Origin of the sequence: Bartonella sp. WD16.2 (genome assembly GCF_002022505.1) — a bacterium.
GTDB lineage: Bacteria > Pseudomonadota > Alphaproteobacteria > Rhizobiales > Rhizobiaceae > Bartonella.
Window position 1 is genome coordinate 1,485,826 of sequence record NZ_CP019781.1, and the last position, 26,030, is coordinate 1,511,855.

Sequence of the window (26,030 nt, forward strand, 5' to 3'; positions counted from 1 at the left end):
ACTTACGTTTTATGCTCTTAACATGATGCCAATTAAGTTCATAACATTTATGCCAACAGTGTTTAAAAATCTAGTTTTTAATTAATACCAACATCCTGCTTTTCTTGCCAAAATATTCTTTATCTTTCACAATAAAATTCATGCAAAAAAGAGAATGAGTGATTCGTCTTTGTAAGAAAGCTTAAGTTAAAGGATACGATCATTATGGACCAAGAGACTGATATTCTGCCACAAGCTTTAAAGCACCTAGAAAAAGCGCTCAGAAATTTAGAAACTGCCATTATTAATCGTCACACTATTATCGATAAACACAATGAATGGGAAGAAGAAATTCAACAAATGAACGCTGATCGTAGCCGTCTTGCTCAAGAACTTGATAAATCAGAAGCCCATGCAGAACAGCTAGAGATAACCAATAAAGAGGTTTCTAAACGGTTGATTCGTGCGATGGAAACAATTCGCATTGTACTTGACAGGTAAAGGTTTAAACACATGGAAACTGTTTCTGTCACTATTGATGGCAAAATTTATCGTATGGCTTGCGATAAAGGGCAAGAAAGTCACCTTCAGAAACTTGCTGCCCAATTAGATCAATATATCACACACCTGAAAAATGATTTTGGAGAAATCGGTGATCACCGTTTATCCGTTATGGCTGGCATTATGGTTATCGATGAAATGGAAGAAATAAAACGAGAAAACAAAAAACTGCAAGAAAGCTATGCAGCTCTCTTACGACAAAACTCTGAACGAGACCAAACTTTAAGCCAAATTGTGCAAGAAACAACCCAGCACATTGAAAGACTAACTGATCAATTACTGCAGGACAATGGGACCAATCCCGCCCTCCTAAAATAACAGAAAAAAGCATAAAGATTCTCGTGAATCTTAAAAAATCACTCAAATCCAAAAAATTACTTAGCGATTGAATATTGTAGCTTGAAAGCACTCAAAGCACAAACCGTACATTTTCTAAGCCTTACACCTTTCAAGCTTTTTGCTAAAAGTTAAGAGTACGTACCTTTTCAACAGGCTTCTCTAAGCATCCTTTTTAAGCACCCTTTAAAATCATCAAACACTCTTTGAAGTATTTGAACAACAAGAAGCAATATGTAATAAATTTGTTGCTCCAGGTGTTCCAAAGGGAACCCCAGCAATCACAATAAACCGATCACCTGCCTTACAAAATCCTTCCTGAAAAGCAATTGCAGCTGCATGATAAACTATATTATCTAAATCATGCGCATCCTCACTAACCACACAATGAAGCCCCCAAACCAAAGCCAACCGCCGCGCTGTTTTAACAATCGGTGATAAAGCAATGATGGGTCTATTTGGGCGTTCACGTGATGTACGCACACCTGTTACACCTGAGGCAGTATAGGCCACAATAGCTTCCAACTCCAGCGTTTCAGCTATCTGACGCGCTGCAAAAGAAATCGCATCCGGCTCTGTTGCCTCTGGTTTGGGGCGCTGCGCATTAATTATTGTAGCATAGGTGTGATCACTCTCAATCTGCTTTGCAATACGATCTATCATACCCACAGCATTTTCAGGATAAAGACCAGAAGCTGATTCTGCCGATAACATCACCGCATCAACACCAGCATAAACAGCCGTGGCCACATCAGAAACTTCTGCCCGCGTTGGTACAGGTGCTGTAATCATTGATTCAAGCATTTGTGTTGCAACAACCACAGGTTTTCCTGCCAAACGGCATGCTTTGATAATCTTCATCTGAAAAGAGGGCACTTGCTCTAAAGGCACTTCTACCCCAAGGTCTTCCTCGTGCAATCATAAGACTATCAGACACATCAATAATGTCTTCTATATGCTCTAAAGCCTGAGGTTTTTCGATCTTAGCCATCAAGGATACTTTACCTTGTGTCAGCTTGCGAACCGATAAAATATCTTCCGGATGTTGAATAAAAGAAAGCGCCACCCAATCAACTGATTGTTCTAAAACAGCCATAAGATCAGCATGATCCTTTGATGTCATCGGCCCACAAGGTAAAACCGTATCAGGAAAATTGACCCCTTTGCGATCAGAAATATGCGTTCCAGCAATCACACGGCACTTAATAGAAGCACCATCACAAATTTCAGCCAAAAGTTCAAGCTTCCCATCATCTAGCAATAAACGATCACCTGGTTTAACAACCGCTAAAACTTCCTTATGGGGTAAAAAAACACGTCGTGCATCACCAAGCACATCTTTATTATCCAACGTAAAACTCTACCCAATAACCAAATCCTCTTTGCCACTTTTAAAACGTCCGATTCGTAATTTCGGCCTTTGCAGATCTACTAAAATGCCAATAGGCCGACAAACCGCCTTTTCAACAGCCCGTATACGCCCAACCACATCACGCATCGTTGCATGATCTGTATGGCTCATATTAATCCGAAAAACATCCGCTCCAGCTTTAAAAAGCTTTTCAATCATTGATACTGAAAAAGAAGAAGGACCAAGTGTCGCAATGATTTTAATCTTGCGTGCACGTTTCATGGTGAATTCCCTCCTAAAGTACTGGGAGACTTCAAAGTTGAATTATCCAAAAAAGGCTTATCGGTTAATTGGACCATCCAACTAGTTTGATCCCCCGTATCAATTTCTTCAAATGCAGCCTTCTGAAACCCCCTAGCAAAACAATCATGAACACCTTCAATGACAAATTTGCTATCCTTTACACACATTGTCACAGAACCAACCCAACTTCCTTTTTTCTGCGCATCTTCTGCATACAAATAATAAAACCGTGATGAAAGAGGCCCATCAATCAGGGGTTTACACACTGTAGGTGGAATAACCCACCAACCTTCACTCACCCAGTCTGAAAGTGTGCGATAGCCAAGAGCAATACCCACTGTCTTTTGAGTCATATTACAAACCCGAAAATCAGCTTTTACATATCCGGTAAATAAGAACAAAAGAAGAACATTTAAAAGAAAAACCTTCAACTTTTTCTGCACTCCTTGTTGAAACATACCTTTGTGTTTTTTGACACTTTCAAGCCCAATCTTACAAAAACAATCCTTACAATAAAACATTCATCTCTTCTTTTCTTTTTTCTCCAAAATATTACAGCTCTAAGCATGATTTATCACACTTTTATTTTATCTCTTTGTTATCTTTCCTTTATCCATGCATAAACTTATGCTTCTCTTTACTCACGCATATATTTCTTCATTCATATTATTTAGAACTAATTTGTAAAAAAAGTGAAACGATTGATTTTTTCCTTACTCCTCAGGCATCCCTAATGTAAGAGTTTATTATTCAAAGAGCCAATTTATAACACATACCTTGGAGAAAAATATAAATGAGTACTCTAACCGATGAAACACAAGCCGTATCTGCCAACCAATTGCGCGCTTTTATCGAACGTATTGAACGATTAGAAGAAGAAAAAAAAGCGATTTCCGACGATATTAAAGACGTTTATACAGAACTTAAAGGATCTGGTTTTGACAGTAAAGCCGTGCGACACATTATACGACTGCGCAAAAAAGAAGATCATGAACGCAGCGAAGAAGAAGCTATTATCCAACTTTATAAAAATGCACTCGGTATGGATTAATTTAAGCAATGGATTAGTTTAAGCAGTTGTCTTTTTCGATAGTTTCACGCAAAAGTTCAAGATCTAACCACTCTTCTTCCTTTTGCGTGCACAAGTTCTTTTTCTCTTCAAGTGCTGCAGATAAACATTCAAAACGAGCCTGATCACAGTTATAAAGTGCAGGATCAGACAATTCCTTTTCAAGGTTTCTGATCTCATTTTGCAAAAGCGTTATGTGTTCAGGCAAGTGCTCAAGCGCATAAACCTGCTTATAAGATAATCTGCGCGGCGTTATTTTTGAGGAAGAAGCTGTTTGTTTTTTCCGATCACGCGCAATAGGCTTTTGCAATTCTTGACGCTGCGAAAGTTCAGCCTGTTTTCTTTGTGCCATCATATCACTATAACCACCAGCATAAAGCGTCCAGCGCCCATTACCTTCAGGTGCCAAGACATATGACACAGTTCGATCTAAAAAATCCCTATCATGGCTAACCACTATCACTGTTCCTGCAAAATCAGAAATCAGTTCTTGAAGCAAATCCAATGTTTCCATATCAAGATCATTGGTTGGTTCATCTAAAATCAAACAATTTGCAGGTTGTAATAAAAGCCGTGCTAACATTAAACGGGCTCTTTCCCCCCCTGATAATTCCTTAATAGGGGTATAAGCTTGCTCGGGTAAAAACAAACAATCTTTAAGATAAGAAACAACATGGCGCTGTTGCCCATTAATGAGCACACTATCACCCCTGCCTCCTGTTAAATACTGTGCTAAAGTTTCTCCCTCATTTAAAATACGCTGTTGATCAAGCAAAGCCATGGCCACATTAACCCCATGCTTAATCACCCCACTGTCTGCCAACTCGTGACCAATCAAAACAGAAAGCAGCGTCGTTTTTCCGATACCATTGGAACCTACAATGCCAATCTTGTCACCACGTTGCAGACGCAATGAAAAATCTCTAACAATAACGCGCTCGCCATAAGACTTAGAAACCCGCTTTGCTTCAAGTACCAATTGACCGCAATCTTGGCGTTCAGACACCGCAAAAAGCGCGCGTTCCACAGGCCCTTTATGGCTTCGATGAAGCTTTCGCATCTCTTTTAATGCACTCAAACGCCGTTCATTACGCTTGCGCCTTGCGCTCACTCCATAGCGTACCCATTGCTCTTCACGAACAATCTGACGTTCCAATTTATGATGATCACGAGCCTCCTTTTCCAGCTCTTTATCACGCCAACTTTCAAATGCAGAAAAACGCTTTTCAACTCTTTTAGTCACACCCCGATCAAGCCATACTGTCGAATGTGCCAGCGTTTCTAAAAATCGCCGATCATGCGAAATAACAACAATCGCTGAACGTAAAGAACACAAAACACCTTCAAGCCACTCAATGGTTGATACATCAAGATGATTCGTCGGCTCATCTAATAAAAGAACACCCGGCTTTGCTGCAATCGCTTGCAACAAGGATACACGCCGCTTTTCTCCACCAGAAAGCGTTGCTAATTTCTCAGTCCCTACAAAACCAAGATCTCTGAGAAGAGTCTGCACCCATTGAACATCATACCCATCATTTAAACCAGCCTCTACATAAGTATAAACATCATCCCCCCCTGAAAAATCAGTACTTTGTGATACATAACGCACACAAGCACGAGGATGGTGAAAAATTTCACCCTCACTTGGTTCTAATAAGCCAGCTGCAATTTTTAAGAGCGTTGACTTTCCACACCCATTGCGGCCAACAAGCGCAATACATTCCCCCTGCCCAACCGATAAACAAGCCTGATTGAGCAAAGGGGTTGTTCCAAAAGTTAAAACAATACGATCAAGCCGTAAAAGTGGTACACCCATTAATAAGGCTGTACGGGTTGTGGGCAAGGAGCCTGATAAAGCTGACCTCTCGTGTTACGATAGGTGCACAATTGTGGTACAGGTTGCGGGCAAGGAGCTTGATAGAGTTGACCTCTCACATCACGATAAGTGCACAACGATACCTGTTGCTGAGACATTTGCTGTTTTTTCTGAGCAGCAGCAGCACCTGTTACTGTACCTGCAATGGCACCAATCGCTGCACCTGGAACCGCTCCGGAACTGCTTCCACTAATTGCTGTTCCGGCCAAAGCACCTAATGCAGCACCACCAACACCATATCCCGCAACTGTTTGCTCAGTCGTTGTGCAAGCTACTGAACTCACCCCAACGATTGCAACAACTGTCATTGTTAAAATTGATTTTAACATATCAAAACCCTTTCTTTGTTAAATACAAAATAAAGTTACATGTATCTATCAGCCCTTACTCTTCTTGCTCTCACTATTTTATTCTTATACATTGAAAAGAGCTTAACAGAATAAGTATAGATACTCATAATATACCTTTGCTCTACCATAAATGGCAATAAAAAGTTCTACAAATACAATTAACTCACAATGGTATGAATATTGCACCAAGAGCCTTTTTTAAAAAACTTCTGAAATTTCCGTATCTGCTTAAAGTACCTTCAGCCAAAGCATTTGATGATACCATGAACATCATAATCTACAATTTATTACCTAGTTGTTATATAAATCACTCAATCCAACTTAACGATTGAAATAACCGCCATTTGTTGAAACTGTTTTAACATATCAAAACGTCCTCCTTGTAAAAATAAAATGATATACCCCTACTCTATCAGGATCTATCTTTCTGTCCCCGCTATTTTATTTTATAAATAAGAAAAAATTTGGTGGAATTAAATATAGATGCTCACTCTATAATTTTGCCACACTATAAATGGCAAAAAAGTTCACAAATACAGTTAATCCGCACAGCACCAATTGCCGTACTAAAAGCCACTCCAAAAATTTCCAGAAATCTGTAACCCCTGTCAAACTATTTACTTGACATTCTAGAGCCATATTCTCCAATCTGTTGCTCAGTAGGAGTACAAGCTACTACACCCAAACTAACGATTGAAACAGCTGTTAATGCAAAAATTGATTTTAACATATTAAAATCCCTTCTTTTTTACAAATAAAACAAAACTACACCCCATCAGCATATATCTTTCTGCCCCCGCTATTTTATTTCATGCATTAAGAAGAGCTTTATGGAATTAAGTATAGATGCTTATAATATAAGTAATATATATATAGCTTTCAGTAATATAGGTTTCACATTATAAATAACAATAAAGAGTTGTGCAAATATTTAGCAATCAGTGTAAGTATGCGTCGCACTCACAATTATCGCAAATTTTCCTAAGTTATCGCCAAGAATTATCTTTCCTATCACAAACACCTGGTGCATTATTAACTGACAAATCACTAAAAAGAGCATCTAACAATTCTGGATCAACGCGCCTACAAGCCATCAAATTTAAACCAACGACTAAAATAATAACCATTGTTAAAATTGGTTTTAACATATCAAAACCCTTTCTTTGTTAAATACAAAATGAATTCGTATGTTTTATTAGTCTCTATACCCTTGTATTTTTGCTCCTTTATTCTTATCCATTAAGAAGAACTTTGCTAAGCAGGTATAGATGCTAATATTATAGCTTTTCCATAGTATAAATGACAATAAAAAGTTCCACATACACGGTTAGAAAGTGTCAAAGAAGACCCAAAAGACACATTTTGGTTCAAAATGGGCCATTGAACACCTGACATTGTTAAACCTTGCAAATCAGAAAATCCGATAACACTTAGCAGGCAACCATCAGGTAAATCGCATGAAAAAGGCTTTGATACAATCGGCCACCCTTCTTCGCGACCACTGGTCAACAAAACTGAAATACCTTTCTCTTCTATAGCTATTGCTTGTGTCATATGAGAAAGGCTATGATCACTGCGATCACCTCCAAAAGCACCACATAAAATAAGCCGTTGAGCTCCCTCACGTAGAGCTCTTTCACACGCTAATGCACCATCTGTTGCATCTTTATCAGTAGGAAAAACTTCACGGGGAACATCGCCATACGTGTGCAGTAAAGTCTGATCACAAGAATCAAAATCCCCTAACCAAAGTTCAGGTACCACATTTAATGCTGCAGCATGACGCATCCCCCCATCGGCAGCAATAACTCGGCTTTTGCGAATTTGGTTGAGCAAACGATCAGTGGCATAAATATCTCCATTTAACAATATTGTAAATGTTGTCATGACATAATTATGCCTTTCATGAAACTTCTTTTACTATTATTTCTATAAGCTATCATCATAAAGAAGCCAAAAGGATCTTCGATTATAACAAAATAAATAAAATACACATGAAGTTCTTAAAGAAAAATATTCAACAAACAAGGTGCACAATGATCCAAAGCATCAGATTTTTAATTCAAAGCATCAGATTTTTTCAGAAAATAGGCGTTTTTCTTAGAAAAATCTGGTCAATAGCGATCATAAGTTTCCTGTTTTTATTGTCTGCATGTCACACTGCTTTCCAAGTGAATAATAAACTTCATTCTTCCCACTCTTCCATTACAGAAGGTCACACTGATGAAATAGTCGACCAAACCAACAAAAATGATTTCTATACTACATTGGGAGTCACATACCATTCACGTATTTTGCAAACATATGGCGGTCAATATTACAATCCAAAACTTGAACACATGTTAGTAAAAATTGTAAACAGGCTGACAGCTGTTTCACAAAATCCTGACCAAACCTATCATGTCACTATTTTAGACACAGAAAATATCAACGCATTTGCCCTTCCAGGAAGCTATATTTATGTCACCCGTGGCATGTTGGCATTGGCAAATGATACTTCAGAAGTTGCAGCAATCTTAGCTCATGAAATAGCACACATTATAGCCAATCATGGCATTTTGCGTCTTCAAAAAGAAATTGAGCTAAAACTTGCATATCATGCTGCTACAAACATACTAGAGCATTCTAGCACCAAATTGCACAATATTTTGAAAGATAAGAAACAATTGGCGCAATTTACGCGTAGTCAAGAATTTCAAGCCGATTCAATTGGGATTGAAATGCTCAATCAAGCCGGTTATGACCCATTTGCATTTCCACGCTTTCTAAAATCAATGGAAGCTTACAGTGCCTTTCGCAATAGCTCATTATCCACAAATGTTTCACTTGATTTTTTGGCAACCCATCCAACCACCCCACAACGAATCCAACTTGCTATAAAAAAAGCTCACGAAATCAGTGCACCTAACACTGGAGAAGCAGATCGTGACAATTTTCTAAAATATATTGACGGTATGATTTTTGGCGGAAGCCTTCACGAAGGGTATATCCGAGGAAATCAATTTATTCACCCACAATTGCATATAGCTTTTTCTATCCCCAATAATTTTACCATAAACACATCAGGATATGCTGTTGTCGCCAGTGGCCCAGATAAAACCGCTATTCGTTTTGATGCAGTATCCCTACCTGAAAACATGTCTGCTAGTGATTATCTAAAAAGTGGGTGGGTCGCAGGGCTTGATCAAGCCTCTGTTAAGCCCATCACCATCCAAGGTTTAGCCGCAGCTTATGCCTACGCATCTAATGAACATTGGCAATTTGATGTTGTTGTTATTCCCATTAAAAACCAAATCTTGCGTTTTCTCACTGCCTCCCCTCATCACCCTCAAAACTTTAATCATATTACCAAAAGTACAATCAAAAGTTTTCATTTACTTTCATCGCGGGCGTTAAGTAAACTCAAACCTTTAAGGCTTCGTGTTATACGCGTAAAAAAAGGAGAAAGCGTCGCAGACCTTGCTGAAAAAATGCAAGATACAGTCCACAAAGAAAAACTGTTTCGCATCATGAATGCAATTTCTCCAACCCAAATTTTACATGAGGGAGAATATGTTAAAATCATTGCTGAGTAGACGCAAACATCTCAATTCTTAAAGCAACTTTTAAGACTTGTTTGAGCACTTCATTAATTTAAGCACTTCAAATGACTTACACTTCAAGCCTAATGTCTTACGCTCCAAACGCTTACACTTTAATGCTTACACTTCATAAGCATCAGCGGGATTAACATTAAGCAAAGCACTACGCAGTTTTTGCAAAGCGCGCGCTTCAATCTGGCGCACCCGTTCTTTTGAAATTCCTAATTTCTCGCCTAAAAATTCTAAAGTAGCACTTTCTTCATTTAAGCGGCGAAAACGAATAATTTCAAGTTCTCGCTCATTCAAAATTTGTAAAGCATCATAAAGCCACTGTGTGCGTCTTTGACCATCAATCACTTTTTCAATTAAAGAATCAGGAAGAGGTTGTTCATCCACTAAAGTATCAATTTTAGTAACTGAACTGTCATCATTCTCAGAAACAGACGTACTCAATGAATTATCAGCACCAGAAAAGCGGAAATCCATCGTTTCAACATCGCTCACTGAAACACCAAGCTTTTCAGAAATGATACGAAAAATATCTTGTTTGGTCATGGTACTATCATCTTGCACCAATTGAGCCCGCAAACGTCGAAGATTAAAGAAAAGAGCTTTTTGGGAAGAACTCGTTCCCCCTCGAACAATCGACCAATTGCGTAAAATATAATCTTGAATAGAAGCACGAATCCACCATGTTGCATAGGTTGAAAAACGTACATCTCGGTCCGGTTCGAAACGCGCAGCTGCCTCTAAAAGCCCCACATATCCTTCTTGAACCAAGTCACTTAGCGGCATTTTAAAGCGCTTAAAACGACTAGCAATTGAAATAACCAAACGCATATGCGCTGCTGCAATTTGATGCATAGCATTATCATCACGCTTGTCCTTCCAGCGTAAAGCTAAATCATGCTCCTTCTTTTTCTCAAGATAAGGCGCCTGCATTGCAGAACGCATCATATTGCGTCCCAGACTCTTGTCAGCATCGCTATAATTTTTGCTACTTTTGTAAACTGCATTTGAAAGATTACGCATTACAACCCCTGCGATTGAAATTATCAAATTTGATTTGATAACGGCCCACTTGTTCTCTCGTATAAAAGAACGTAAAAATTGTTTATCTCTTCTATACTACTTTAACGTGTAGTTTGCAACTTATAATTGTTTTTATTGTGAAAGCCCAATTTAAGTGATGAAAACTTAAAAGACGACGTGCAATGAAAAATAGAAAAAACCTCGCCCCCAGCAGTAAAGCAAAGCACCCTCTTTTCACAGCTTTATCATCACAAAAGCAAGGCTATGAAGAATATAAAAACACAGATTATTTTTGTTGAAGGACTAATGAATTGTTTTTTACGTTAGAAGACCCATCTTTATGTTGAGGCTTTTTTAAAACAACCTATACCTGTATTCACGCGCGTGCAAAGGATCTAATTGAATCAAGCAAAGAAGAAATTTTCAGGCAAAAATGATGCAAAGAAACATCAAAAACCACAAGAATGATTGAAGAAAGCGCAACAAATGTGCTAGAGAAACGGCACAGATATTAAAGTGTCAAAATACACACCTTCTTGCCCATAAAAAGCCGAGAAAGAAAATAACGATGGATAGCGAAACTGTTCACAAGAATGATATTCGTATCGAAAACCATGAAAATGGCAGATTTGAGGGATTACGTTTTTACGCCCATAAAAGTAATACAGATACAGAAGCTGAAACACACAATACAGTAAACAATGAAGATTTAGCCACTGCCTTTGCTCAACGTGTTACACGTTTTTGTGCTTCAGCTAATGGAGATTTTACCCTTAGCTGTGATGGAATTGTACGCTGGATTGGCCAAGCAGTGGCACAACTAACTTCAACTGATAATATTTTAAAGCCCAAGCTCATTCTTTTAGCAGATACCCAATTAATTGGGGAAGCTTACGATAAAGTGGTGGCACGATTAGAGCGTTTTGTAACTTTCCACTTCGAAACAGCTTTAAAACCACTTTTCGATTTACAAAATGCTGACACTTTGAGTGGACCAACACATGCTCTTGCTCTACAACTTGTAGACAATTTGGGCATTTTACCACGTCGAAAAGTGGCTGAAACTGTCAAAAACCTTGGTCAAGAATCACGTGCAGTGTTACGACAACTAGGAGTCCGTTTTGGGGCTTTTCACATCTACGCCACAGGGATGCTCAAGCCCACTGCAGCCCAAGCGATTACACTTCTTTGGAGCCTTCAGAAAGAAGAGCATGACAAAATTGGTTTAAGTGAAATTTTAGCTGCTTTAACTGCTGGGCGAACTTCATTGATTATTGATCCAACATATAATCCTCAAATTTATCACCTTGTTGGTTATCAAATTTTAGGGCAACGTGCTGTACGTATTGATATTTTAGAACGTCTTGCCAACCTTATTCGCCCTGCACTTCACTGGAAGCCAGGCATAGAGCCCAAACCTGAAGGTGCTTATGATGGCAAAAGTTTTTTTGTTACGCCAACGATGATGTCCATTCTTGGTGCCAATAATGCAGACATGGAAGAAATTCTTAAAAGTCTTGGTTATCAATCACGACCTAAGAATAACACTGAACTTCAAAAAGAGCTCACACACAAAGAATCTCTTGAGAATAATTTGATAACCAAAGAGAATTATCCTCCAGCAGAATTTGTGGGCAATCAATGGCAAAACATCCTAACATCAGACGCAACACAGGAAGAAAAAAAGGCTTCATTTGTTTGTATTGAAGAACCACTTTGTACAAAAGATCATTTACCAGCTGCTGAACCCGTTGGTACTTTTGCACACCAAAACTGTGTAGCAACAGAAGATAAAATTGTTTTATTATGGCGTTATAATTATCAATACAATCGCCTTTATAGCAATCGCGGTAAATCTGAGCAAAAATGGCAAAACAAGCATAGAAAAACTTTCAAAAAAGAAGCGAGTAAAAACAAAGTCCCTTTCAAAAAAGAAGCATTACAAACCACCTCTCCCCATAAATACACTAAAACATCCACTCAATACACAAAGAACAAACCATCTCAGACGCAAAAAACCCCTGATCCTGATTCACCTTTTGCAAAATTAGCAACTCTTCGTGACCAACTTCAAAGCGATAAGGATGTACATATCATTCCCTTTAAAGATCATTAAAATGGGAAATGGAGTTTAATCTTGGCCTACGTTGTAACCGATAATTGTATCCAGTGTAAGTACACTGATTGTGTTGAAGTTTGCCCTGTTGATTGTTTTTATGAAGGTGAAAATATGCTTGTTATTCACCCTGATGAATGCATCGACTGTGGTGTGTGCGAACCAGAATGTCCTGCTGAAGCTATTAAACCTGATACAGAACCAGGACTAGAAACATGGCTAGAACTCAATCGTGAGTATGCAACGAAATGGCCCAATTTAACCACCCAAAAAAGTCCTCTTCCCCAAGCAAAAGAAATGGACGGTGTTCCCAATAAATTAGAAAAGTATTTTTCAGAAAATCCAGGAAGTGGTGAATAATAACTCCGTAATGTATCGTTCTCTTTTAAAAAAACTTAGATTATTTCATGTAATAATAAAATTCTTGAGTGAAATGATTGATTTTTTTCATTTTAAATGTTAACAATGTCCTAATAAAGCCATTTTACTAAGTATTTTGTTTCGCTTTTTTATAAAGCGAAGTGTTTTTTTATTTGTAACTGGAAACACTTAACTTTTATGCTATATCAATGAGCATAATATGCGTAAGTTGCAGAAGACTCAGTTTTCAGGCGTTTCAACTTGTTTTCCAACATCATTGTTGGTTACAAAGGGAGTAAATTAATATGGCGTCCCAGCAAAAGAAAACCTCTAGTGTTAAAGGGTTTTCAACTTCTGAATATATCGTCTACCCCACACATGGCGTGGGGCAAATTATAGCAATTGAAGAGCAGGAGGTTGCGGGACATAAATTAAAGCTTTTTGTCATTCATTTTGCTAAAGATAAAATGGACGTGAAAGTGCCAGTTGCAAAAGCGCTTTCTATTGGAATGCGTAAATTATCTGAGTCTGATTCTGTTGAACGTGCATTAAAAACCCTACAAGGGAAAGCCCGTATTAAACGGGCTATGTGGTCACGCCGTGCTCAAGAATATGACACGAAAATCAATTCAGGAAATCTTGTTTTCATCGCTGAAGTAGTACGCGATCTTTTTCGTTCAGAATTGCAATCTGAGCAATCTTATTCCGAGCGTCAACTTTATGCTGCTGCACTTGATCGAATGGCCCGTGAAATTGCTATCATCAATAATCTTTCTGAAACAGAAGCTATCAATTTGATAGAGGCGCATCTTACCAAAGAATCCAAGCGCAAATTTAAAGCTGGAATCGATGAAGAAAAAAGTGACAGCAGTGCTGTCTATGCTGCGTGATAAACTATAAGCGCTGTATAACAAAAAATATCATGAGAATATACTAAAATCCGTGCACATCTATGTGAACAGGGGGATATCTTTTTTCGCTTAACTCAAAACCGGCTAGAAAATTAAAAGCACTCGTAAAAAGTACTCCTTAATTGAGAGCACAAATAGTTTTCTTCAAGCGCTTTTTCATACACGAAGAGTTCCACACACCACACGCGTTGCTGCAAAAGTCCTTGCTTTATAGTATTCTAATTTATCGGTAATTTTAGACCCCACCTAAAAGTCTTACTCCTCAACAATGAGGCTTGTTTACAAGAAATATTAAAAGGCTCCCCATTTATTCATCCACTCTATTGGATTACCGGGGGTGGAATTTCAGTACTTAATCTTTAGGGGGTAAAACAGAACGCCCGCGATACATACCTGTTTTCAAATCAATATGATGAGGGCGACGCAATTCACCAGAATTCCTATCTTCAATATAAGTTGGTGCTTTCAAGGCATCAGCCGAACGGCGCATACCCCGTTTCGATGGAGAAGTTTTTCGTTTAGGTACAGCCATAAAGAGATACTCCAAATAGACTCACAAAAGAATAAATAATACTTAAACAGTAATATTTATTCTTAATAATATCCTCATTATTAACAAAAACATTTTCATTTTTATACACTGATTAAAATCTTTTGACCAGACTTTCGTTTAATTTTTTATCTGATTTTACAAGTGTACTTAAATATTTTTAATGAAAACAATATCGGTTAAACATCAAAAAAAGAAATTCATTTTTCAACAAGCCGGGTTAAAATTAAAAAACGATCTGTAGACTTGTAGACTAATGCAGATAGCCTCAAAAAGTCTCTTTGAATTGGTCTCAAGAATTGTGACTTCCCTCAAACAAGATAGATCAACCATAATCCCTAAAGAATTAAACATACACTATTAAATAAGCATAATCTCCCCCCCCCGCTTATAGCCACCCGTTTTATCAAATCATATATCATCAAACTGCAAATCACGCATCACCACATGAAAATAATCCAAACAGCCAGACAAAAAGGCAAAAATTATAATAAAAACAAAGATCATACTAAACTTGAAGCGCCCTCAAAGGCTAGGTACTCAAAACCATTCGGTATTATTTTGGTTTGATAGAATTTAAAGATCATTAAAAAACCGTTTCATTCTTCACCTTCCTATCCTAAAAAGAACTCACTCATTTTGCAAAAACAAAGGAAGAAACGATGCATGAATTCATGGCCCTTCTTGCAAAACATACCCACAATATTGAAAAAAGACTTGATACGTTTTTAAACTATAAAGTCCAAAACAACGAAATTGCTCGTCCTGAAATCTTAATCAAAGCTATGCGTCACGGCACACTCAATGGCGGCAAACGTTTGCGTCCCTTTTTAGTTATCCAAAGTGCTGCACTTTTTGATATCCCCTTTGAACAATCTCTTGATATTGGTGTCGCATTGGAATGTGTTCATTGTTATTCGCTTATTCACGATGATCTTCCTGCTATGGATAACGACACACTACGGCGTGGAAAACCCACCGTTCATAGAGAATTTAATGAAGCAACAGCTATTCTAGCAGGCAATGCCCTTTTGACCCTTGCTTTTGAAATTATTGCCCACAAAGCCTGTGCTCTAAGCTCCCAAATAAGAATTGATCTTATCACAGCTCTTGCGCAAGCAGCAGGGCTTGGTGGTATGCTCGGTGGACAAATGCTCGACCTTGAAGCCGAAAATAAACCGCAAGATCATCATGCAATCATCATGCTACAACGCATGAAAACAGCCGCTCTTATCAGTTTTGCTTGCCAAGCAGGTGCTATAATCGGCAATGCTTCTAAAACTCAGATTGAGCAACTTTCCACCTTTGGTACACATCTTGGGCTGGCTTTTCAATTAACAGATGACCTTCTTGATGTCACCATGAGTACCAAAACTCTTGGCAAAACTGCTGGAAAAGATAAAGAAACAAATAAAGCCACTTTAGTCAGTCTTCACGGGATTGAAGAAACACAAAAAAAACGAGATACACTCATTACTCAAGCAGAAGAACTTCTTCACCCCTTTGGTGATAAAGCTACACCACTCAAACAAGCAGCACACTTTATTGCCACACGCAACAATTAAATGCTCTCTCAACTGACACAAAAATCGCCCTAAACGCATTATACCACTTCAACAACAAAAGAAGAGCAGAACAAACCACTTGTTTGCCTAGCTCTGCCCAATTTGTCTAGCTCTGTCCAAAACGCGTGTGAATATAATCACCCAATATGCCTTCGAACTCTTCAGCAATATGGGGACCACGCAAAATCTTTACCTTTTTGCCCTCAATAAAAACCGGTGCTGCTGGTTGTTCACCTGTTCCCGGTAGAGAAATACCTATATCAGCATGTTTTGATTCTCCCGGCCCATTGACAATACATCCCATAACAGCCACCTTCAAACCTTCAACACCAGGATATTTTTGACGCCAAACTGGCATATTCTTGCATAAATTGGCCTCGATTTTTTGCGCCAATGTCTGAAAAATCGTTGAAGTTGTACGTCCACACCCAGGACACGCAGCAACCACAGGCATAAATTGACGAAATCCCATAACCTGCAAAAGCTCTTGGCACACCTTCACCTCTTGGGTCCTATCACCTCCTGGCTCAGGTGTAAGTGAAATGCGAATCGTATCACCAATACCTTGTTGTAACAAAATTCCCAAAGCCACTGAAGAAGCAACAATCCCCTTTGTTCCCATTCCCGCTTCCGTCAAACCTAAATGAAGTGCATGATTACAACGCTTCGCTAAAAGGCCATACACAGCAATTAAATCTTGGACATCACTCACTTTAGCAGAAAGAATAATTTGATCACGCCTCAATCCCAACTCCTCAGCAAAAAAAGCTGAATGCAGCGCCGACTGAACTACAGATTCCCGCATCACTTCAACAGTCGATAAAGGTTTTTCTTGCTTTGCATTTTCATCCATAAGTCGGGTTAATAACCCCTCATCAAGTGAACCCCAATTTACTCCAATGCGTATGGGTTTATGATAACGGCAAGCCATTTCAATAATTTCACTAAACTGTTGATCCTTTTTTGAACCAAAACCAACATTTCCAGGATTAATCCGATATTTTGACAGAGCCTCAGCACATGCAGGGTGCGCTGCTAAAAGTTTGTGCCCAATATAATGAAAATCCCCCACCAACGGCACAAAAATGCCTAACTGTTCCAATCGTTCGCGTATTTTAGGTACAGCCGCTGCCGCTTCATCCCGATCAACAGTTACCCGTACCAATTGCGAACCTGCACGCCAAAGAGCACTAATTTGCATAACTGTCGCATCAATATCGGCAGTATCTGTATTCGTCATAGACTGGACAACAATCGGGTTATCACCACCAACGATTACATCACCAACTTTTACTCCAACAGACCGGCGACGCTCTAAAGGCTTAGATAAATAATATGGCGTGCTCATCAACTTCCCAATTTTTTAAAACCCACTCTATCTTTCATCATCACACTATCACAACACTACCCATATCATAGAATAATTCGAACAAATAAATGAGTCAAAAAATGACTTAAGTAGGTTAACACTCGTGCATGATCAACAAACCAATAAGTAGCATTTTTCTCATGCAACTTTTCAATTTTCAAGTCGTTATAACAAGTAAGTCTTTCAACAAAATTCTAATTTATGAGACGCTAACAATATGAAGGAGCAATTGTCTATGTGCACATTTCAGTCCCCCTGTTGCAGAAATACCAAAATTAAAAACCATATCGCACAATTAAAAGATGAACTGGTGACAATCAGCAGTTGGCGCCATAATAACAATACTTCAAATACTATTTTCGACCTCTTTGATACATGGAAACAAAAAGGTCGTCACGCTCTTTCCCGCATCAACAATCATACTGAAGATCTGAAAAAAAAAGTAAAAGAAAACCCTAAAACAACGATTGCACTTGTCACTGGCGTCGTTCTAGCAAGCTGCTTGTTGACACGTAAAATCAAATAACCAGATCCTCTAAAGCCCGCCCAAAAAGCGGGCACCCCCCTTCTCCAAACCCTAAAAATAACTTACACATCATATACCATAACACAAACACTATAAACCCGACAACATCCTCTAATATCAGTAACCATTTGCTATAAACAAGCAATATAAAAATCAAACCCAAAATAAACATCCTTTAACCTTTTAAATATGTCACGAAGTATCCACATACGTAACCACTGACATACCAGGAATAAGTCGTTCAGCCCCTATTTGCCCCGGATCTAAAGCAATACGAACTGAAACACGTTGTGCAATTTTAGTAAAATTTCCAATCGCAGTGTTTGTCTTCAACAATGAAAACTCAGAGCCTGTCGCAGGAGCAAAACGTACTACACGACCTGTTAATTTTTGGTTATTTAGCGCATCAACGAAAAAAACAACAGGCTGTCCAATGCGCATATGAGCAAGCTGTGTTTCTTTATAATTAGCAACAATCCAAATATCATCAGAAATAACAGCCACCAATTGCGTTCCAGGTAAAACATATTGCCCAACCCGCGCTCCAACAAGCCCAACTTGCCCAGCACAAGGAGAAACAATTTTGGTATGCACCAAATTAAGCTCTGCTAACTCAACCCCTACCTTTGCCCCAGCAACATCTGACTGTAAACTTTGCCGTTCAAGATCCAATTGTTTTTGCAATCGGCGTTTTACTTCAAGTGCTGCTAATAATTGTGCCAGAGAAGAAGATGGATGCAAAGCGTCATCAGCACTTAAATTCTTCATTTTAGAAGTAACATTTGATAGCTTTTGCAAATGGGCCAATTCTGACTCTGCTGCATCAATCTCTTCCTGCAAAAGCTGAGTTTGTAATAAAACACTTGCAAGCTTTGCATTCTTTGAATCAAAAATCGCCTGTGCTTGGGAAAGTTGTTGCCGAAAAAGAGTATCATCCAGTTCAAATAAAACAGTTCCCTTTTCAACTCTTTGATAATCTTGAATATAAATTTGTGTAACTACACCAGAGATCTGTGGACTTACTAAAGTGACGTCCCCTTTAACTGAAGCATTATCGGTTATTTGAATAGCACTTACAAATGGTGGAAGCTTCCAAGCCCATAAAATTAATAAAATTCCAGCAACTCCTGATATAAACGCAACAATTGTCGCTTTCGATCGCAATGCCCTTATCATCTTTTTTCACTTTTCTTCACTAAAACTACCTTATTTTTCCAGTTCGGCTCCACAAGAATAAAAGGGCGTAATTGATAAATAATTTTGATAAGAAAAATAATTAATACAACCGCTGCAATATAAAAATAAAGCCGAAAAATATCATCATAAGCCAAAATATTTGCTGTCAACTTTAACTGCCCAATCAGATCAGATATGAACTGCCCACCCTCAACACTACTGGAATCTAAAGCATTATAAGAAGACGATAATAAGGCATTTATCTCATTTAAAATAAGAGGATCTGTAATAACAATTTCTTGCTTTAAGAATTCAAAATGTTTATAGGTGAAAATAAACTGCAAACTTCCAAAAAAAGCCGCACTCATTAATCCTCCCGTCACCTGAGTTAGCAGAAAAATAGCAATAAAGCTTAAAACATAACTGGGACCTCGTGCATTTGCTCTCACAAACCCATTAAATAAAGCAGGAGGTAAAAAAAGTGCATAGCCAAAACCTATCAAACCTTGACTCAACATCAGATCTTCTGGGCGCGTTAAGTGATTTACATAACTATCTAAATAAGACCCAAGCGTCAAACAGCTTAAAGACATAAAATAAAAATAGTCTTCACGGCCAGCTCGTAAAAAACAAACACAAATCCCGCCTCCTAAAATCGTCCCAATGGTAACGGCAAAATACATCGGTGCCATATCACCATTTAACAAACCAAAAAGTCCAAAAAAATCTGCTGCTAAAGTCGACTGCTCCGATAAAAGAATCCTAAAGATTAACAATACCAAAACAACTTGCACCATTTCTTTACTAAACAGCCAACGTAAATCAATCAATGGGTGTTCTCTATTCAACTCAAAAATGGTCGCAATCACTAACGACAAAATTGCAAGAGCAAGCCCCCAACCAATCCATGGCGCCTCATGCCACCAATAAAGCTTACCAACAGACATAATCATTGCATTTAAACCAAGCCCAAATGCAATCAAACCATAACTCACCCAATCGAACTTTTTAATCACCTTGTTACATGCAACAGGTGCAAGCGGAAGAGAAAAAATACACCCCAAACTAATTAAAACAAGCCCCATTTCCATTGCCGAAAGACTAGAAAACCCTCCATTATTTTCCAGTAAATGAGGTGAAATCAAACGCGATAAAGGAACTGCTAAAGCTGCATTCATATAATTCAAACTAAGACCAATCGTGAATTTTTTCTCCGGCGCAAAAGCTTCCAACATATATAAAAACGCTAATGAAGCCATTGGTGCTGCGGCAATACCAGCAAAAAAACGAACAATCAGAGCTGAATGCAAATCTGTAACAAATAATTGCAAAACACAAACCAAAACAAATCCAAGGATTGATAATTCAGCAAAAGACCGCAACCCAAATTGATAACGAATCTTAATCAACATAATCGCAACACTGACATTGGGTGCCATATAAGCAGCAACCAACCATGTTGTTTCAGTAAGTGTCGCGTGAAAATTACCAGAAAGTTGAAGAATGTTGGATTGAACCATATTTGCCCCTAAGCCATAAGCCCATTGCAAAATAAAAGAGGCAAAAATATAAACAAAACATTTCGGCAAAGGCCCTGCAAAAATAGGACCAGACTGAGAAAGATCCCCTTCACTTTTTTTAGCAGACACAATCGCGCTTTTTTTGCCGTTCATGTCTGCACTCCCTACATTTGCATCACACCGCTGTTAACACACCACCAACAGTCGTCAGCTGATGTAAAAATTCTTCCACTGGGTCATTAACCCCATCATTTAAACCCTCTTCTAACGCTGTCCGAACTTTCAAAATCCGCTGTTCAAGTTCATCAAAAGAAAGATGATCAACAGCAACAACAGCCTCAGCTAAAAGAGAACATCTTGAAGGTGTAATATCCACAACCCCTCCACAAAGAGCAAACAATTTTTCACCTGAAGATGATAAAACACGAATACTTCCTGGCATAAGGCGAATCATTAAAGGCGCGTGATTGGCCATAACTGTCAAATAACCTGAAGCTGAAGGAAGAACAACCGATACCACTTCATCTGAAAAAATAAGTTTCTCAGGCGATATAAGCTCAAACAAAAAACGTTTTGCTCTATTGTTTTCCACAGCAACCTCTTGTCATTTCTACGACAAATATCCCTTACACAATTTCTTTAACATCCGTCGCAGTAATTTTTTTATTTACCACAAAACTCCTTTTATGAAGAAGCTTCCGCCATTAAACGCTTGCCTTTTTCAATTGCTTCATCAATTGAACCAACCATATAAAAAGCCGCTTCTGGTAAATCATCATAATCACCGGCACAAAGACCTTTAAATCCCTTGATAGTGTCTTGTAAAGGCACAAGCTTCCCAGGGGAACCAGTAAAAACTTCAGCCACATGGAAAGGCTGTGAAAGAAAACGCTCAATTTTACGTGCCCGCCCTACCAAAGCCTTATCTTCTTCAGAAAGCTCATCCATTCCAAGGATAGCAATAATATCTTGCAAAGATTTATAACGCTGCAAAATTGTCTGGACTTGACAAGCAACAGCATAATGCTCCTCACCAATCACCATTGGGTCCAACATACGTGAAGAAGAATCAAGTGGATCCACCGCTGGATAAATACCTTTCTCAGCAATCGCACGAGAAAGAACCGTTGTCGCATCCAAGTGCGCAAAAGATGTCGCAGGCGCTGGGTCAGTCAAATCATCAGCAGGAACATAAATAGCCTGAACAGACGTAATAGAACCTGTTTTAGTACTGGTAATACGTTCTTGCAAAGCTCCCATCTCTGTTGCCAAAGTTGGCTGATACCCCACAGCAGAAGGAATACGCCCTAAAAGGGCTGAAACTTCTGAACCTGCCTGTGTAAAACGGAACATATTATCCACAAAGAAAAGAACATCTTGACCCTCATCACGAAAACTTTCCGCAATCGTCAAACCTGAAAGCGCAACGCGTGCACGTGCTCCTGGTGGTTCATTCATCTGCCCATAAACAAGTGCGCATTTTGATCCAGCAGCAGAACCCTTATTGTCTTTAGGGTTCACATTCACACGACTTTCGATCATTTCATAATAAAGATCATTGCCCTCACGTGTACGCTCCCCCACACCTGCAAACACAGAATAACCACCATGCGCCTTTGCAATATTGTTGATTAATTCCATAATCAACACAGTTTTACCAACACCAGCACCACCAAACAAACCAATTTTACCACCTTTGGCATAAGGTGCTAAAAGATCAACAACTTTAATACCCGTAACAAGAATCTCTGATTCCGTTGATTGCTCAACATATTCAGGAGCTTCTTGGTGAATTGAACGCATTTTAGTCGCAACAATTGGACCAGCATTATCAACCGGTTCCCCAATCACATTCATAATACGCCCAAGTGTGGCCTCTCCAACAGGAACGCAAATTTGTGCTCCTGTATCAAAAACCTTCTGCCCGCGCACAAGACCATCTGTCGTATCCATCGCAATGGTACGAACCGTATTCTCACCTAAATGCTGTGCCACTTCCAAAATCAGCCGATTGCCCATATTCTCCGTTTCTAATGCATTAAGAATATTCGGCAATTCTCCCTCAAACTGTACATCAACAACAGCTCCAATCACCTGCCTAATTTCACCAACCACCCCCTTATCACCGACAGGCTTAGAAGCACCAACAGATTTAGAAGAAGTGCGCGTAAGATTACCAGAACTCTTAGAACTCCCTTGAGACTTCGAGGCGACTTTTTTACGCCTGAACGAGCGGCTGATTTCTTTTCTTCAGCTTTTGGTGCTCCTTTTTTTGACGTCACTGCTTTTACCATCAATCTCTACCTTCTCAATTTAAAGCGCTTCAGCGCCCGCAATAATTTCAACTAACTCTGTGGTAATCTGCGCCTGACGCTGACGATTATAAGTCACTGTCAATTTATTAATCATCTCACCGGCATTGCGCGATGCATTATCCATAGCACTCATCTTTGCACCCATTTCACCCGCGACATTTTCAAGCAAAGCACGAAAAATTTGCGCAGAAAGATTACGTAAAATAAGTGTCTCTAGAAGAGAAGCTGCATCAGGCTCATAACTATAAACAGCCGATTGCAAAGCTTCCCCCTTATCCCCCTTCTCACCAACACCAACTTTTCCAACAGAGTGCTTTTGAACAACAGATGGAATTAAACTCAAAGCTGTCGGGCGCTGATTAATCACCGAAACAAATTCAGAATAAAAAAGTGTACATACATCAAAAGCACCCTCATTGAATAAATCAACAATGTGCTCACCAATTCTTTTTGCATCTGCAAAACCTATAGATTTTACACAACGTAAATCAATATGGTCAATCATCAGAGCTTTAAAATCACGGCGCAAAATATCAGCACCTTTTTTGCCCACAGTTAAAATTTTAACTTTTTTCCCTTTAGAGAGAAGAGCGTGAATATGCTCACGTGCACAACGAGCAATATGCGCATTAAAAGCACCACACAAACCGCGCTCAGCCATGCAAACCACCAAAAGATGCACATCATCGCGACCCGTACCACGCATTAAAATCGGCGCATCAACTCCATCAATATCAGCGCTAACATTTGCCAAAACATGAGCCATTTGCTGAGCATAAGGGCGCGCAGCCTCAACCGCCTCTTGTGCACGGTGCAGTTTTGTGGCTGCAACCATTTGCATGGCTTTAGTAATCTTTTGTGTTGCCTTAACCGAGGCGATACGGTCTCTTAAAGTCTTCAGCGATGCCATCCAAACATTCCATCAATCCATTTTAAGAAAAATTCTTCTTGTAAGCATCAAGAACATCAACCAATTTATCCTTTAGAGCATCTGTAAGTTGCTTTTGATCACCAATCGCATCCAAAAGATCTGGATAATCTCTACGTAAAAGCGCCAACAGACCCTGCTCAAATCGACCAACATCACAAACAGCCAATGAATCAAGATAACCATTCACACCAGCAAAAATCACAACAACCTGCTCTTGTATTTTAAGCGGTGAAAATTGCTTTTGCTTCAAAAGCTCAACCAAACGAGCACCACGATTTAAAAGACGTTGTGTTGACGTATCTAAATCTGAACCAAACTGCGCAAAAGCCGCCATTTCACGATATTGCGCTAATTCACCCTTGATCGAACCAGCAACTTGTTTCATCGCCTTAATTTGCGCAGCAGAACCAACACGTGACACAGAAAGACCAACATTAATAGCAGGACGTATTCCCTGATAAAATAAATTGGTTTCCAGAAAAATCTGACCATCTGTAATCGAAATAACATTAGTCGGAATATAGGCAGAAACGTCATTGGCTTGCGTCTCAATCACTGGCAAAGCAGTCAAAGACCCAGATCCATGGTCAGCGTTAAGCTTTGCAGCTCGTTCTAAAAGACGAGAGTGAAGATAGAAAACATCCCCTGGGTATGCTTCACGACCAGGTGGACGACGAAGCAAAAGAGACATTTGACGGTAAGCCACAGCCTGTTTTGAAAGATCATCATAACCAATCAAAGCATGCTGACCATTATCCCGGAAATATTCCCCCATAGCACAACCAGCAAGAGGCGCAATAAACTGCATCGGCGCCGGATCAGAAGCCGTAGCTGCCACAATAATCGAATAGTCAAGAGCTCCACGCTCTTCCAAAACTTTAACAAATTGCGCAACCGTTGAACGCTTTTGACCAATAGCCACATAAATACAATAAACTTTATCCTGATCGTGCTTAGCACCCTTTTCGTGGAAAGGCTTTTGATTCAAAAACGCATCAAGCAAAATTGCTGTTTTACCTGTCTGACGATCACCAATCACCAATTCACGCTGACCACGTCCAATGGGAACTAACGCATCAATAGCTTTCAATCCTGTCACCATCGGTTCATGCACTGATTGACGTGGAATAATACCCGGGGCTTTCACATCCACCCGGCGACGATGCGGCGTATGAATAGGCCCCTTTCCATCAAGGGGATTACCCAATGCATCCACAACACGTCCGAGCAAAGCCGGCCCCACAGGAACATCAATGATAGACCCAAGCCGTTTAACACAATCACCTTCACGAATATCGCGATCTGACCCGAAAATCACAACCCCGACATTATCCATTTCCAAATTAAGTGCCATACCACGCACACCATTTGAAAAGGAGACCATTTCACCCGCTTGGACATTATCCAAACCATAAACGCGAGCGATACCATTACCTACAGACAAAACCCACCCAATTTCTGAAACTTCAGCTTTTTGGTCAAAGTTCTTAATTTGCTCTTTTAGGATTTTTGAAATTTCAGACGGTCTAATATCCATCAGCTGACCTCTTTTTCCAATGCAAGCTTAAGTGAAGACAATTTCCCCTCAAGAGAGGCATCAATCTGGCATGATCCCAAGCGGACAATGAGTCCACCCAAAATCGTTGAATCGACAGATAAGTGTAGCGAAATTTTTTTCCTAACAACACCTTCCAAAGCCACACGCAACTCCTCTTGTTGATGAACATCCAACGGATGTGCAGAAATAATATGTGCCGACGCTTCCCCACGAAACGAAGCAACATAACACTGAAAAGCACGTAAAATATCAGACAAAGCAAAAAGCCGACGATTTTCTACAATAACACGCAAAAAATTGCGCATAATTCGACCCGCCCCTTCGTCAGAAAATTTAAAACTCTCACAAATAGAATCAAGCGTTTGAACTTGTTCTTTTGTTGAAAAAAATGGGCTTTGTATTAAGCGCTTTAAATCTGTATTGCGATTCAAAATATCTAAAAAAGACGTAAATGCCTTTTCAAAGTCTTTTACATAGCCTGCTTCTTGAACCAAATCAAAAAGCGCTTGCGCATAACGTCGGCTCGCTAATGGCAACGGCATACGAGAAAATGAATCCGACACGAAACCTCGCCTCTTTCCTTTTAGCGATTCTTTAATCTTGATCAAACAAAATGGATCAAATATCTCAAATTTTAAGAATCTTCTTCTTGAAATTCAGAATGAACAAATTTCTTCACTCCTAGCATAGAC

Annotated in this window: 23 protein-coding genes and 2 pseudogenes; 9 read left to right on the top strand and 16 right to left on the bottom strand. The window is 39.2% G+C overall.

What is annotated here, in order from left to right:
• The first annotated feature begins 204 nt into the window (after positions 1-204).
• Positions 205-480, top strand: coding sequence for a DUF4164 domain-containing protein (locus tag BWD162_RS06530; RefSeq protein ID WP_078705915.1), 276 nt, complete (start codon positions 205-207; stop codon positions 478-480).
• Between the two features lie 12 nt (positions 481-492).
• On the top strand, positions 493-858 hold the full coding sequence (locus BWD162_RS06535; protein WP_078705916.1) for a cell division protein ZapA: 366 nt from the start codon (positions 493-495) through the stop codon (positions 856-858).
• 213 nt (positions 859-1,071) lie between these two features.
• Here BWD162_RS06535 and pyk read toward each other — a convergent pair.
• Positions 1,072-2,509 (bottom strand): annotated as a pseudogene (gene pyk, locus BWD162_RS06540) (pyruvate kinase).
• Positions 2,506-3,051 carry a DUF1036 domain-containing protein gene (locus BWD162_RS06545; protein WP_078705917.1) on the bottom strand — a complete coding sequence of 182 codons (546 nt, stop codon included), beginning with the start codon at positions 3,049-3,051 and terminating at the stop codon, positions 2,506-2,508. The pseudogene pyk and the gene BWD162_RS06545 overlap by 4 nt, the downstream one beginning before the upstream one ends.
• 272 nt (positions 3,052-3,323) lie before the next feature.
• On the opposite strand from BWD162_RS06545, the gene BWD162_RS06550 reads away from it, so the two are divergent.
• Positions 3,324-3,581 carry a DUF2312 domain-containing protein gene (locus BWD162_RS06550; protein WP_078705918.1) on the top strand — a complete coding sequence of 86 codons (258 nt, stop codon included), beginning with the start codon at positions 3,324-3,326 and terminating at the stop codon, positions 3,579-3,581.
• Positions 3,582-3,594: 13 nt separating this feature from the next.
• Here the strand turns inward: BWD162_RS06550 and BWD162_RS06555 are convergent, their stop codons facing one another.
• The 4 genes from BWD162_RS06555 to BWD162_RS06565 form a co-directional block, all read right to left on the bottom strand.
• On the bottom strand, positions 3,595-5,418 hold the full coding sequence (locus BWD162_RS06555) for an ABC-F family ATP-binding cassette domain-containing protein (RefSeq protein ID WP_078705919.1): 1,824 nt from the start codon (positions 5,416-5,418) through the stop codon (positions 3,595-3,597).
• The gene (locus BWD162_RS06560) at positions 5,418-5,807 is read right to left on the bottom strand and encodes a glycine zipper domain-containing protein (RefSeq protein WP_078705920.1); all 390 of its coding nucleotides are present in this window, start codon (positions 5,805-5,807) and stop codon (positions 5,418-5,420) included. Before BWD162_RS06560 ends, BWD162_RS06555 begins: the two co-directional genes overlap by 1 nt.
• 1,007 nt (positions 5,808-6,814) lie before the next feature.
• On the bottom strand, positions 6,815-6,976 hold the full coding sequence (locus tag BWD162_RS07765) for a hypothetical protein (RefSeq protein ID WP_153301017.1): 162 nt from the start codon (positions 6,974-6,976) through the stop codon (positions 6,815-6,817).
• Between the two features lie 106 nt (positions 6,977-7,082).
• On the bottom strand, positions 7,083-7,715 hold the full coding sequence (locus BWD162_RS06565) for a thiamine diphosphokinase (RefSeq protein ID WP_078705921.1): 633 nt from the start codon (positions 7,713-7,715) through the stop codon (positions 7,083-7,085).
• A 284-nt stretch (positions 7,716-7,999) separates the two neighbouring features.
• On the opposite strand from BWD162_RS06565, the gene BWD162_RS06570 reads away from it, so the two are divergent.
• Entirely contained in the window at positions 8,000-9,403 is a 1,404-nt protein-coding gene (locus BWD162_RS06570) for a M48 family metalloprotease (protein WP_442855922.1), read from the top strand.
• A gap of 126 nt (positions 9,404-9,529) precedes the next feature.
• On the opposite strand, the gene BWD162_RS06575 is transcribed toward BWD162_RS06570, so the two are convergent.
• A complete protein-coding gene (locus tag BWD162_RS06575; RefSeq protein WP_078705923.1) occupies positions 9,530-10,441 on the bottom strand; it encodes an RNA polymerase factor sigma-32 in 912 nt (303 codons plus the stop codon).
• A 568-nt stretch (positions 10,442-11,009) separates the two neighbouring features.
• Here BWD162_RS06575 and BWD162_RS06580 point away from each other — a divergent pair.
• The 3 genes from BWD162_RS06580 (at position 11,010) to BWD162_RS06590 (ending at position 13,807) form a co-directional block, all read left to right on the top strand.
• Entirely contained in the window at positions 11,010-12,557 is a 1,548-nt protein-coding gene (locus BWD162_RS06580; RefSeq protein ID WP_078705924.1) for a hypothetical protein, read from the top strand.
• A 21-nt stretch (positions 12,558-12,578) separates the two neighbouring features.
• Positions 12,579-12,917 carry a ferredoxin FdxA gene (gene fdxA, locus BWD162_RS06585; protein WP_010704357.1) on the top strand — a complete coding sequence of 113 codons (339 nt, stop codon included), beginning with the start codon at positions 12,579-12,581 and terminating at the stop codon, positions 12,915-12,917.
• 305 nt (positions 12,918-13,222) lie between these two features.
• Positions 13,223-13,807 (top strand): CarD family transcriptional regulator, encoded by a 585-nt coding sequence (locus BWD162_RS06590; protein ID WP_078705925.1) that lies wholly within the window; start codon positions 13,223-13,225, stop codon positions 13,805-13,807.
• A 373-nt stretch (positions 13,808-14,180) separates the two neighbouring features.
• Here the strand turns inward: BWD162_RS06590 and rpmF are convergent, their stop codons facing one another.
• Positions 14,181-14,360 carry a 50S ribosomal protein L32 gene (rpmF, locus tag BWD162_RS06595; RefSeq protein WP_078705926.1) on the bottom strand — a complete coding sequence of 60 codons (180 nt, stop codon included), beginning with the start codon at positions 14,358-14,360 and terminating at the stop codon, positions 14,181-14,183.
• A 680-nt stretch (positions 14,361-15,040) separates the two neighbouring features.
• On the opposite strand from rpmF, the gene BWD162_RS06600 reads away from it, so the two are divergent.
• The gene (locus BWD162_RS06600; protein WP_078705927.1) at positions 15,041-15,943 is read left to right on the top strand and encodes a polyprenyl synthetase family protein; all 903 of its coding nucleotides are present in this window, start codon (positions 15,041-15,043) and stop codon (positions 15,941-15,943) included.
• A 106-nt stretch (positions 15,944-16,049) separates the two neighbouring features.
• Here the strand turns inward: BWD162_RS06600 and ispG are convergent, their stop codons facing one another.
• Positions 16,050-17,291 (bottom strand): flavodoxin-dependent (E)-4-hydroxy-3-methylbut-2-enyl-diphosphate synthase, encoded by a 1,242-nt coding sequence (ispG, locus tag BWD162_RS06605; RefSeq protein WP_078705928.1) that lies wholly within the window; start codon positions 17,289-17,291, stop codon positions 16,050-16,052.
• Positions 17,292-17,547: 256 nt separating this feature from the next.
• On the opposite strand from ispG, the gene BWD162_RS06610 reads away from it, so the two are divergent.
• Positions 17,548-17,838: a hypothetical protein gene (locus tag BWD162_RS06610; protein WP_078705929.1), complete on the top strand. Its 291-nt coding sequence runs from the start codon at positions 17,548-17,550 to the stop codon at positions 17,836-17,838.
• 192 nt (positions 17,839-18,030) lie between these two features.
• Here the strand turns inward: BWD162_RS06610 and BWD162_RS06620 are convergent, their stop codons facing one another.
• From BWD162_RS06620 to atpH, 7 genes and pseudogenes are all read right to left on the bottom strand, one after another.
• Entirely contained in the window at positions 18,031-19,014 is a 984-nt protein-coding gene (locus BWD162_RS06620) for an HlyD family secretion protein (RefSeq protein WP_078705931.1), read from the bottom strand.
• Positions 19,011-20,687 (bottom strand): MFS transporter, encoded by a 1,677-nt coding sequence (locus BWD162_RS06625; RefSeq protein WP_078705932.1) that lies wholly within the window; start codon positions 20,685-20,687, stop codon positions 19,011-19,013. Before BWD162_RS06625 ends, BWD162_RS06620 begins: the two co-directional genes overlap by 4 nt.
• 22 nt (positions 20,688-20,709) lie before the next feature.
• Complete coding sequence (gene atpC / locus BWD162_RS06630; protein ID WP_078705933.1) at positions 20,710-21,126, bottom strand: ATP synthase F1 subunit epsilon; 417 nt, start codon at positions 21,124-21,126, stop codon at positions 20,710-20,712.
• A gap of 92 nt (positions 21,127-21,218) precedes the next feature.
• Positions 21,219-22,828: pseudogene (gene atpD, locus BWD162_RS06635) on the bottom strand (F0F1 ATP synthase subunit beta).
• Positions 22,829-22,847: 19 nt separating this feature from the next.
• Positions 22,848-23,759, bottom strand: a complete 912-nt coding sequence (locus tag BWD162_RS06640) for a F0F1 ATP synthase subunit gamma (protein ID WP_078705934.1) — start codon at positions 23,757-23,759, stop codon at positions 22,848-22,850.
• A gap of 22 nt (positions 23,760-23,781) precedes the next feature.
• Positions 23,782-25,317: a F0F1 ATP synthase subunit alpha gene (atpA, locus tag BWD162_RS06645; protein ID WP_078705935.1), complete on the bottom strand. Its 1,536-nt coding sequence runs from the start codon at positions 25,315-25,317 to the stop codon at positions 23,782-23,784.
• On the bottom strand, positions 25,317-25,901 hold the full coding sequence (gene atpH / locus BWD162_RS06650; RefSeq protein WP_078705936.1) for an ATP synthase F1 subunit delta: 585 nt from the start codon (positions 25,899-25,901) through the stop codon (positions 25,317-25,319). Before atpH ends, atpA begins: the two co-directional genes overlap by 1 nt.
• Between the last annotated feature and the right edge of the window lie 129 nt (positions 25,902-26,030).